This window comes from Pedobacter sp. SAFR-022 (genome assembly GCF_051965375.1).
Classification (GTDB): domain Bacteria; phylum Bacteroidota; class Bacteroidia; order Sphingobacteriales; family Sphingobacteriaceae; genus Pedobacter.
Genome location: NZ_JBQCME010000001.1, coordinates 996,759 through 1,009,307, shown reverse-complemented (window position 1 = coordinate 1,009,307; position 12,549 = coordinate 996,759). Strand labels below are relative to the sequence as shown.

6 protein-coding genes are annotated in these 12,549 nt (G+C 41.4%); all 6 read left to right on the top strand.

Annotated elements, in window-relative coordinates; genetic code table 11:
- Positions 1-10: 10 nt before the first annotated feature.
- The 6 genes from ACTHQF_RS04330 (at position 11) to ACTHQF_RS04305 (ending at position 12,525) form a co-directional block, all read left to right on the top strand.
- A complete protein-coding gene (locus ACTHQF_RS04330; protein WP_440428649.1) occupies positions 11-1,486 on the top strand; it encodes a SusD/RagB family nutrient-binding outer membrane lipoprotein in 1,476 nt (491 codons plus the stop codon).
- A 225-nt stretch (positions 1,487-1,711) separates the two neighbouring features.
- Positions 1,712-4,954 (top strand): SusC/RagA family TonB-linked outer membrane protein, encoded by a 3,243-nt coding sequence (locus tag ACTHQF_RS04325; RefSeq protein WP_440428648.1) that lies wholly within the window; start codon positions 1,712-1,714, stop codon positions 4,952-4,954.
- 23 nt (positions 4,955-4,977) lie between these two features.
- Positions 4,978-6,402, top strand: a complete 1,425-nt coding sequence (locus ACTHQF_RS04320) for a SusD/RagB family nutrient-binding outer membrane lipoprotein (RefSeq protein ID WP_440428647.1) — start codon at positions 4,978-4,980, stop codon at positions 6,400-6,402.
- Positions 6,403-6,847: 445 nt separating this feature from the next.
- Positions 6,848-9,970: a SusC/RagA family TonB-linked outer membrane protein gene (locus tag ACTHQF_RS04315; protein WP_440428646.1), complete on the top strand. Its 3,123-nt coding sequence runs from the start codon at positions 6,848-6,850 to the stop codon at positions 9,968-9,970.
- 10 nt (positions 9,971-9,980) lie between these two features.
- The gene (locus ACTHQF_RS04310; protein ID WP_440428645.1) at positions 9,981-11,561 is read left to right on the top strand and encodes a SusD/RagB family nutrient-binding outer membrane lipoprotein; all 1,581 of its coding nucleotides are present in this window, start codon (positions 9,981-9,983) and stop codon (positions 11,559-11,561) included.
- 16 nt (positions 11,562-11,577) lie between these two features.
- On the top strand, positions 11,578-12,525 hold the full coding sequence (locus ACTHQF_RS04305; RefSeq protein ID WP_440428644.1) for a BT_3987 domain-containing protein: 948 nt from the start codon (positions 11,578-11,580) through the stop codon (positions 12,523-12,525).
- The last annotated feature ends 24 nt before the right edge of the window (positions 12,526-12,549 follow it).

Here is a 12,549-nt window from a genome sequence, read left to right as displayed (position 1 = left end):
TCAGCTTCCTATGAAAACTAGATATCTATATATACCTAAAGAAATTTTAGCCCTGTTCATTATCGGGCTCCTGACTTTCAGTGGATGTAAAAAATTCCTGGATGTAAACGAGAATCCAAATAATCCGAGTACTGCTACGCCGGTATTGTTGTTGCCAACCGTGCAAGCTGCTGTAGGACAACTGGTCGGTAATAATTACCAGATCAATGGTAATATATGGGCGCAATACTGGACCCAAAGTCCTTCTTCCTCTCAGTATCGATCATTAGAGCAGTATAATGTTACCAGTACGGCCTTTGACCGCCCATGGTTGATTACCTACCGGAATGCTTTGCAAAATGCACAGACCATCATTAATAGTAGCACGCCAAATAATGAACGAATCAGGGGCATGGCTTATATCCTTAAAGCCTATACGGTTCAACTAACCACTGATGCGTATGGAGACATACCGCTGTCTGAGGCCTTGAACGCAAGCCAGTATGGAAGTCCGAAGTACGATGCACAGGCTGTGGTTTATGATAGTATCTTCCGTTACATTGATCTTGGACTTGCAGACCTGGGTACGCCGAATGCAACCGATCCTGGTGAGCAGGACCTGCTTTTTCAGGGAGACGTGGTGCTTTGGACGGCATTTGCGAACACGTTAAAGCTGAGGGCCTATATGAGGTTGTCGCAGGTGGATGCTCCAAAAGCACAGGCCGGTGTTGCGGCATTATTTAACTCCGGGGCGCCGTTTCTGAACCAAGATGCAAGTATCGAATATTCCACCACAGGGGGTAATGAGAACCCGCTCTACAATGAGATGGTTGGTCTAGGCAGAACCCAGAACCTGGTGGCAAGTGGAACTGCGGTTCGGCAGTTTATGCGGAATAATGATCCAAGGTTGCAGCGCTATTATGATGTCTTTCCAGATCCTTCAGCAGCGGTGGATACAGTAGCCTATATACCGCAAGGCAGTTATCGGGCGAATAGCGGCAAGGATGTTTCCTCGCCTTCAGCCCTGGTGGGTGGAAATGCGGTAGATCCTGCATCGGCAGTAAGTCCGGTTAAATTGATCTCCGCTGCGGAGAGTTACTTCCTGCAGGCAGAAGCCGTTGCCCGGGGTTGGGGCGGATCGGCAGCAAATCTAACGAGCCTGTTTAACACTGGTATTGAGGCCAGTTTTGATGCCGTGGGTATTCCAGATGCTGCTGCAGCTTATATCGCTGCTTCGCCGGATGCAAAACTTCCTGGAACCCCTGCAGGTAATATCCGAGCGATCATTACACAGAAGTATTATGCGATGTGTGGATTTCAGGGATTTGAAGCCTGGACAGAATGGCGACGGACCGGATATCCGGAATTTCTGGTTACTTCTGCCGCTTCAATCATTGGTGCGGGCAGGATGCCTTTAAGAATGTTGTATCCAAATACGGAGATTACGACAAATTTGAACTATCCTGGAACTATTCCAATATATGAGCCAGTTTGGTGGGATAAATAGCAGATTTAAGGATAAATTTTGGCACAAAACATAATTTTATAACAATATGGTTTTAGTTAGTTAATCTATTGCTAATATCGAGGTGTGTAGCATATTTTCGGTGAGTTTCTCTTTTCGAAAGATGTCCTTGAAACTTGTCATTGTTAAAATATGTTAAAAAACGCTTGTCGCCCGGCGTAAAAACCTATATATTAGGCAATTATTGACTAACTAAAAACCTACTTTATGAAAAAACTACTACAAAGTTTGTTCTTAATGATGTTCCTCGCAGTGTCTGCGATGGCTCAGGAACGGACGATTACTGGTACAGTAACAGGCAAAGAAGACGGACAACCTATACCGGGTGTCTCTGTTCGTCTGCAGGGTACATCAGTTGGAACAAGTACCGGTTCTGACGGTAAATTCTTGATCAAAACCTCAGGAACTGCCAATGTACTTCAATTCTCGTCCATTGGATTTGTTACGCAAACCGCAACCATTGGAACTGGAAACGTGATCAACGTAGCTCTGGATAACGATGCTCAGGCATTATCCGAAGTTGTTGTAACCGCTTTAGGTATTCGTCGTAACAAGAACGAATTGCCTTATGCAGCTCAGGAAGTTAAAGCAGAAGATCTTACCCGTACCAGGGATGCGAACTTCGTGAATGGCTTATCTGGTAAAGTTGCCGGTTTGAACATTACACAATCTAATACCATGGGTGGATCGACCAACGTGGTTATGCGTGGTTACAAATCTTTAACAGGAAATAACCAGGCTTTATTTGTTATTGATGGTATTCCAATCAGTAATGCGATTACAAACAGCAGCGGACAGCAGCAAGGTACAGGTGGTTTTGACTACGGAAGTGCGGCGGCTGACGTTAACCCAGATGATATCGAGTCTGTGAACGTACTTAAAGGTGCTGCTGCGACTGCACTTTATGGTTCAAGAGCTGCAAATGGTGTGATCATGATCACAACCAAAAAAGGTAAAAAGAACTCTTTAGGTATTACCGTAAATACGGGTGTCCAGTTTGGTAACATTGACAAAAAGACTTTTGCTAAGTATCAGAATGAATACGGGGCAGGTTATGTGAATGAATACTCGCTGAATGCTGATGGCGAGCCTGAAGGTTACGCTTCACCAGACAGAAATTTCTGGTACAATGATGTATTTGGTCAAGGAAGAAGTTTAGTTACTCCTTTTACAGAGGATGCTTCATATGGTGCGGCATTTAATCCTAATACTTTAGTTTACCAATGGGATGCTTTTGATCCTGCTTCTCCAACTTATGGACAGGCAACGCCTTGGGTTGCTGCTAAGAACGGGCCTGCAGATTTTTACAAAACTGGTGTAAACTCCTCACACAGTGTAAACGTTGCAGGTGGTAGCGATGCGACAACCTTTAAATTCGGTTACTTAAGAAATGATGAAACTGGTGTTTTGCCAAACAGTAAGATCACTAAAAACATCTTTAACGTTTCAGGTGACCACGACATCACCAAAAATCTGACTGTAAGTGCCTCAGCCAACTATACCGGAATCACCGGCCTTGGCCGATATGGAACTGGTTATAGTGGTGATAACCCAAATCAACAGTTCAGACAATGGTGGCAGACCAACGTTGACATCAAAGAACAAAAAGCTGCCTTTGAAAGAGAAGGTAAAAACCAAACCTGGAACTGGGCAAACATCAACGCTAACCGTCCGATTTATTCTAACAACCCATATTGGACACGTTACAACAACGTAGAAAATGATTCGAGAGATAGATATTTCGGTAATGTTGCTGTAACCTGGAAACCATTGGAATGGTTAGATGTGATGGGCCGTGTTACTTATGATGGTTCAAATGAGATGCAGGAAGAGCGCGTTGCAGTTGGTGGTGCAGATGTATCTGAATATTTTAGATACAACAGATCATTCTCTGAAACCAACTACGATTTGATCGTTAACTTCAACAAGAACATTTCTGAAGATTTAACTTTCCGTGGTTTATTAGGAAGCAACTTAAGAAGACAAGACCTTTCCTCTATTTCGGCTGTAACCAATGGCGGCTTGGTAATTCCAGGACTATACTCCCTGGCAAATTCTGCAAGTCCGATCAATGCGCCGGTTGAGCAGTTCTCCAGAGTAGCTGTAGATGGTTATTTTGCAAGTGCTACTTTTGGTTATAAAGAAACCTTCTTTGTAGACGGTACTATTCGTCGTGATCAATCAACAACTTTGCCGGTTAATAATAATACCTACTGGTACCCATCAGTTGCGGGTAGTTTTGTATTCTCGAACTTGATGAAAGAATCGACTTGGTTAAGTTATGGTAAAGCAAGATTGAACTACGCGGAAGTAGGTAGCGATGCTGCGGCATTAAGCTTATATGACATCTATAACATCAATCCGTTGTTTAATGGCAATCCATTGACGTCAATGCCAATTAGCAAAAACAATCCGGATCTATTACCTGAGCGTACGAAAAGTATTGAGGCTGGTTTGGAAGCGAACTTCTTCCAGGGTCGCTTTGGATTTGATTTAAGTTACTATCGTTCGAACTCTGTAAACCAGATCATGGCAGTTAACATTTCAACTGCGACCGGATATGGAAACAAATGGGTGAACGCCGGTACAGTAAGAAACCAGGGTTTTGAGGTTTCGGCATTCGTACTACCGGTAAGAACAACAGATTTCTCCTGGACATTAAACCTGAACTTCTCTAGAAACAGAAATAAGGTAATTGACCTTTATGAAGACGCTGACAACTTGCAATTAGGATCATTCCAAGGTGGTGTTACTTTGAATGCAACGAAAGGACAGCCTTTCGGTACGCTAAGAGGTAGAGGCTTTGTTTATAATAATGGCGAGAAGGTTGTGGGTGAAGATGGATACTATGTATTCGGACCTGCGAACCAGGTTATCGGTGACATCAACCCAGACTGGACAGGTGGTATTCAGAATAACTTCAGATACAAAAACTTCGGTTTAAGTTTCTTGGTTGACATCAAAAAAGGTGGAAGTGTATTCTCGCTTGACCAATACTATGGACAGGCTACAGGTTTATATCCTGAAAGTGCAGGCCTGAATGATCTTGGCAATCCAAAACGTGTACCTATTGCAAACGGTGGTGGTGTGATCCTTCCAGGCGTGCAAGCTGACGGAACGCCAAACACCGTGAGGGTTGAAGCGTATGATAACTCGGTAACGCCGTACGGTTATTCCAATAATCCACAGGAGGCATTTGTCTACGATGCTGGTTTTATCAAATTACGTGAAGCTTCGTTAACTTATACTGTTCCACAAAAGTTCCTTGGAGATAAGGCCATTAAGGGTATCGATGTTTCACTTGTTGGACGTAACCTTTGGTTAATTCATGGAAATGTTCCTTATTCAGATCCTGAAGCAGGTTTAAGCTCTGGTAACATTTCAGGATATCAAAGTGGTGCATATCCTGCTGTTAGAACAATTGGATTTAACTTCAAATTCAGATTTTAATCCTACTTATCAAATTTACAATTATGAAAAAACTAATAATGTTCCTGTTGCCGGTCCTGCTTTTAGCATCCTGTGCAAAGAATCTGGAAGAATATAATATAGATCAAAAGAACCCGCAGGCGGTTTCGGCAAGTTCCCTGTTTTCAAATGCCCTAAAAGCATTTTCTGATAACCAGGCAACTCCAAGTGTTAACATCAACAACTTCCGTTTTTGGACGCAGCAATGGGCTGCAACCACTTATCAGGATGAGCCTCGATATGACATCACGTCGAGAAATATTCCTTTAAACTACTGGACACCCTTCTATCGTGAAGTACTTCAGGACTTGAATGAAGCAAAAAAGCTAACCGAGGCGGATGCTCTATTGACACCCGAAGTTAAGGCAAACAGAATTGCACAGATTGAAATCATGTCGGTTTACACCTGGTCAGTTTTGGTAAATACCTGGGGTGACATTCCTTACTCAGAGGCTTTAGATATCAATATCAATAAGCCAAAGTATGATAGTGCTGCAGAAATTTATGCAGACCTGTTTACACGTTTGGATGCAGCGCTTGCGCAGTTAACGCCAGCGAACGCAACCTTTGGTAGTGCGGATTTAATCTACGGTGGTGATGCAACCGCCTGGGTAAAGTTTGGTCATAGCTTGAAAATGAAGCTAGCGATCACAGTTGCTGATGCAGACGATGCAACTGCCCGTGCAGCAATCCAGGCTTCTTTCGATAAAGGGTTTACCAGCAATGCAGATAATGCCATCTTTGAATATCAGGGCTCAACACCTAATAACAACCCGATTTCAAATAATACAAACCCTATCTTAACCAGCAGACAGGATTATGTTGCAGGCAAGACGATCATCGACAAGATGAATGCTAAAAATGATCCAAGAAGGCCGTTCTATTTTACAACTGTGGGCGGCGCTTATCTTGGTGGTGCGCAAGGTGTAAATAACAGCTTTGCAGATCTATCTAAACCAGCAGACCGGATTACCGAAACAGATTTCCCTGCTGTTCTCTTGGATTACGCAGAGGTTGAGTTCATCCTTGCTGAAGCAGCTGAAAGATGGAGTATTGGGGGATCTGCTGCAACGCACTATAACAATGCAATCACTGCTTCAATCACCTCATGGGGTGGTTCAGCTGCGAGCGCGGCTACTTATCTGGAAAGACCGGATGTTGCCTATGCGACAGCTGCAGGAACTTACAAACAAAAAATTGGCGAGCAGAAGTACATCGCACTTTATAACAGAGGCTATGATGCATGGACCGAGTGGAGACGCCTGGATTACCCAACCTTGCAACCAGCTAATGAAGCAAGAAGTGGTATTCCGTTGCGTATCACGTATGTGACCAGTGAGTATACTTTGAACAGATCTAATGTTGACGCTGCGGCAGCTGCCCTTGGTGGTGACGACGTGGAAAAGAAATTGTTCTGGGATAAATTCTAAACATCGAACCTGGCAGATGTAATCTGCTTTGAAAACGCAGTAGCTTTTTAGCTACTGCGTTTTTTTTTGTTAGGGAGCAATCTTTACGTGTTAGTTCTTCGTATATGATACAAGAACTTACAAAAAATAGAGGTTTAGGTGGTTAAAAAGAAAATAAATGGTTTTGGGGGAGCTCAACCTTACTAAAGGAAGAATTATTTAAATGGGAAATTGACTTACATTATTTTAACTGGACGCTATTTTCAGAATATCATTCTTAAAATAGCATGATGGACATAAATATTTGAAACTCTGAAGGAAACCTGATTTAAAGTGGTTCTAACACCGCAAAATGTTAATTGTTTCGAAAATGTTAAAAAAATCTAAATTTTTTGTTTGCATTTATCCACCTTTTGGTATCTTCAGAAAATATTAACTCATTAACTAACCCAAATTTTATTAATTTATGAAAAAACTTATACTAAGTTTGTTCATTTTCTTGTGTGTTGCAGCCTCTGCAATTGCTCAGGAAAGAACCATCACCGGTACAGTTACCGGTCAAGATGACGGTTTGCCTTTACCGGGGGTTTCGATCCGGCTAAAAGCAACGTCGAACGTTGGTACGCAGACAAATGCTGACGGTAAATACTCCCTCAGAGTTCCTGCAGGTACCCAAACATTAGTGTTCTCCTTTGTTGGTTACGAAACTAGAGAAGTTTCAAGTGCCTCAGGAACCCTGAATGTTGTGTTATCATCTAATGCAACCGGTTTAGATGAAGTTGTTATCTCTGCTGGTGGTATTGCGATTCAGCGACGTCAGCAAGGTAACCAGGCTACATCAATCAAAGCGGAAGAATTGACTCAAGGTAAAGCATTCAACGTAGCGAGTGCTCTAACAGGTAAAGTTCCAGGCTTGCAGATAAATGGTGTAAGTTCTGGTGTTAACCCGAACGTTCGTTTGGTATTAAGAGGAAACCGGTCGTTATTAGGAAACAACCAGGCATTGGTTGTTTTAGATAACGTTATCGTACCAACGTCAATCCTTGGTAATTTAAATCCTGAAGACATTGAAAACATTGAAGTATTAAACGGTGGTGGTGCAGCTGCATTATACGGTTCTGATGCTTCTAACGGTGCGATCATTGTAACTACCAAAAAAGGTAAACGTGGAACAACTAGTGTTACTTTTTCAAACACTTTCAACATTGAACAGGTAAGCTTTTTGCCAAAACTTCAAAAAAGATTCGGTTCGGGTACAGGTAATGATGACGTGCCATCTTACACACCCTTTGAAAACCAGCAATATGGTCCTGAGTTCGATGGCAGCCTGAAACCGATTGGCAAGCCTTTAGAAGATGGATCTATTCAGACTGTTCCTTATGCTTATAGAGATGATAAGGACAAGTTTTGGGATCTTGGGTTCACTAACCAATCAGATTTCAGTATTTCGTCAGGTGATGATAAAAGCACGACTTACCTTTCAGGTCAGTACTTAACTCAGGAAGCTACTATTCCTGGCGATAAGTACAACAGATTTGGTTTCAGATATAATGGAGAAAGGAGTTTATTAGAAAATCTGACTTTCAACATAACTGCAAACTATGTACAGAACAGATATGATCAATCAAATGCAATTTCTGCAGTTTTTGATAATGTTTTGCAGACTCCAGGACAAATTCCTTTGCTAGATTATGCAGATTGGGAAACTGATCCCTTTGCAAATCCAAATGGTTATTACAATGAGTACTATCAAAATCCCTATTTTGCTTTAGCTAATAGTCGTAGATCAACCCGTAATGACTATTTGACAGGCTCGGCTCAGTTGAAATGGTTTCCGATCAAAGAACTATCATTATTATTCCGGGTAGGTATTTCAACCAGGAATAACTCAACAAAAGCTTTCCAAAACAAATTCTCCTATTCTGAATATCGTTTAGGCATCACACCTAACTTCAATAATATTCTCGGAAATGTGGCGGATGGTATGGAATATAACACCCAATTAAATCCTGAGTTTCAGACCCAGTATATTAAACAGGTTTCTAAGGACTTTAATCTAAACGTAATATTAGGTGCAAGTTTAAGGGATAATAAATACAAAGGTTTGAATGCTAGTATTTCTGGCTTAGTACAGCCTGATTTATTCAATTTAAGTAATAACCTTAACGTTCCAAGTGCTACTGAAAATAATTTTCATGCTACTCAAATCGGTGTTTATGCTGATGCAAGGGTAGGTTTCAGAAATTACCTTTATTTCCATGCTACTGCAAGAAATGACTGGAGATCAATCTTGGCGCCTGAAAACCGCTCGTTCTTCTATCCTGCCGCCGACATTGCTTTCATCGCGTCAGATGCGATTCCATTTTTAAAAGAGTCAAACATTGTGGAGAGTTTAAAGCTTCGTGCGGGTATCTCTAAAGTTGGACAGGTTAACCTAGGTACCAGCTCAAACTTCGGTGCATACAGCTTACTTCCAACTTTTGGACAAGCTTTTGGCTATCCGTTTAATGGAAATCCTGGATATACTTTAGGAAACAGAATTGTTTCGCCAAACATTAAACCGGAGATGACAAAATTAATGGAGGGCGGTTTTGATTTAGATATGTTTAAATCACGTTTAACATTATCTGCGACTTACTACAAATCAAGTACTACTGACCAAACGGTACCAGTAAACATTTCACCTACGACTGGTTTCACATCTTACCTGACCAACACTGGAGAAGTAACCAACGAAGGTATCGAGACTCGTATTGGATTTGTTCCAGTTAGAACTGGGAATCTTGAGGTTAGTTTTGGTGCAAACTACACTTACAACAATAACACGGTTGAATCAATCAGCCAGGACTTAAAACAACTAAACTTATTTTCTTATCAACAAGCAGGTATTTTTGCAGAAGAGGGTAAATCATTTCCATTATTAAAAGCCAGAGATTATATCAGAGATGATCAAGGTAGAGTTATCGTAGATCGGATTACCGGAATGCCGACTGCGGGAACTGAACTTATTGAAATAGGCAATACAGAACCAAAACACAAATTTGGGGTGGATGCTGCTGTAACTTTCAAAGGTTTACGTCTTGCAGCCTTATTTGAATACCGTGGCGGCTATATGATGTACAACAATGCCGGAAGTTTTGCTTTCTCGGGTGCGGGTGCCGCTACAGCCTCTTTCAACCGTGAGCGTTTTGTGGTTCCAAATTCCTCTTATTTAGATCCTGCTACGAATACTTACGTGGAGAACACTAACATTACAACCAGAAGCGGTGGTACTGCTTTCTGGACAGAAGGACCTACTTATACTGATGCAGGAACAAACTTTGTTTACTCTGCTGCTTTCTGGAAACTTAGAGAATTATCTTTGGGTTATGATATTCCAAAATCTGTATTAGGAAACGGTAAATATGTGAAAGGTGTTCGCGTTAGTCTTCAAGGAAGGAACTTGTTCCTATGGACACCGAAGAGCAACATCTATACCGACCCGGAGTATAGCGAAGGTGGATCAGATAACAACGCTGTAGGTTTGTCTAGCTTAAACCAGACTCCTCCATCTAGACTGTATGGAGCGACGATTTCTGTTACCTTATAATTAAAAGATCATGAAAAAAATATTAACATATATAATGATTGGTTCACTTGCAATTGGAGCTACCGCCTGTAAGAAGACCTTAGATATTAATGACAATCCAAATAGCCCCACTTCTTCTACTCCGGAACTGGTGCTTCCTCAATCCTTAGTTGGAACAGGAGCTATGGTGAGCACATACAACAATGGACTAACCTATCCTGGTGGCTTTTTTGCAAATGTGTATGGATTCGGTGCTTACGGCGCAACAGTTACCATAAATTATTCATCAGCAAACTTTACCGCGCTTTGGACATCTGCTTACGACGTGGCTGAAGATTACCAGTATGTAATTGATAATACTACAGGAGATGCCAGCCTGGCAAATTCCAATTCGATAGCGCGGATTATGAAGTCTTTTGTGTTTTCAAAGCTGGTTGATCAATATAATGATGTACCTTACTTTGAAGCATTAAAAGGTGCTGAATTCCTTACGCCGAAGTATGATAAAGCGGCTGATATTTACAAGGACTTGGTTGCACAGCTAAATCTTTCAATTGAGCAAATTGAAGCGGCTGAAACTGCTGAAGGTGTTGCATCGATTTCAGGTGAAGCAGATCCAATGTTTGGAGGTGATATGGAAGAGTGGAAACGCTTTGCAAATACATTAAAATTACGTCTTCTGATTAAAATGGCACCCGTTCCAGAATTGAGCGGTTTCGCTACAACGGAATTTGCAGCGTTTGACAACGCGCTCGGTATTATTCATGATGATGCGTTGGTAAATCCAGGTTATACAAAACAAGGTGGACGTTTGAACCCTACGTACAACCTACTGGCTGCTGATGAAAATAACAACCGCAGGGTGACTTCGGCATTACCTACTGATTGGATCTATTCCTTCTATGATGGCACAAAGCTTATAGACTCGGCAAGAGGATCTGTGGTATTCAGAGATTATCCGAATACTGCAACAAACCAATTAGGTCAGGAGAATCTTAAAAGTGATGTTATTCCACCCGCTGGCTCAACTGCCTGGTACACTGGCAGAGATTTCAACACCCCAGGTTTAGGAGCAGTTAAGGGACCGGCTCAAGGCCAGGTAATCATGCTCCTAGCAGAGGCGGAGTTTTTGCTTGCTGAAGCATTTACTAGAGGATATTTAGCTGGTGATGCAAAAGCGGCATTTGAAGCAGGTATCAGAAGTTCCATTTCTTATTTATTTGAAGATCAAACTGGTGCGGTAGTAGGGGATGTTGACCAAGCATTTACAACTTACCTGAATGATAATGATAATAGTTTCTTGGTGAATTTTGATCTTGCTACCACTCCAGAGCAACGGATCGAAGCCATCATTACGCAGAAATATATTGCTATGAACGTGATTAACTGTGATGAGGCATTTGCAGAATTCAGACGTACCAACTACCCACGAATTGTGAATGGTTCAACTAATCCAACACTTACATTCGCGTCACTTCTGTCTACCTCTACAAGTCCAGATAAGTTAATCACAAGACTTCCTTATCCGCAAGTGGAGTACACTTTGAATCAAGGCAATGTTCCACAGAACGTTAACATCTTTTCTGCAAAAATTTTCTGGGAAATAAACTAATATTAAAAAAAAGATTATGAAGAAATATATATATAGGACCCTTTCTTTCATGTTAGCAGTAAGTTTTCTTACTTCTTGTTTGAAAGATGACAGCTTGGTTCTTGACCCTGAAAAAGGTCATAATGTAATTGAGTTCGCCAATCCAGCACAAATCGGGGTAGTTGGCAGCGTGCACCCACTTTATACATTTGCTTTGGAATCTGGCTCCGCAGTTCCAATTCCAATAACAATCAGTTATTCTGGACCGGAGAGTGGAGCACCGGAGGATATTGTTGTTAATTTCGACGCTGGGACACAAGCCGAGGTGACGGCATATAATGAGGATCAAGAGAAAGCGTTTGATTTAATGCCTTCAGATATTTTCACACTTTCTACAAAAAGCGTTGTCATCAAAAAAGGTGAAAAAAAGGCCACCTTCAATGCGTTATTCGCAACAGAAAGGTTTGATTTTGATAAGTCCTATGTTTTACCTTTGAAGATCACATCTACGTCATCAGGCATAGTGAGTGGCAATTTCGGTACTATTTTGCTAAGTGTTAACCCGAAAAATATCTATGACGGAATTTACACGTTAACAGGTACTTTCAATGACACTCAAAATTCAACATTTACTGGAGCATATCCTATAGAAATTCATTTGGTAACACAGAACGCAAAATCTGTTGCTTTCTATGATGATGAAAATTTAGGAAACTATGGCCACCTATTTAATACTCCAACAGGAGGGTCATACTATGGAAATTTCGCTCCTGTTTTTAACTTTGATGATCAGAATAATGTAGTAAGTGTTGTCAATTTTTATGGTCAACCTTCGTCGAACGGTAGATCTGGAAGAATTGATGTGACCGGGATCAATAAATACGATCCGGCTACTAAAACACTTGAAGTGAGTTACGTCATGGTGCAAGGTGGTGATCGTACTTTCTTTAAAGAGAAAATGGTTTATGTAGGCCCACGGCCATAATTATCAACCTTTAAAAAAAGGCCA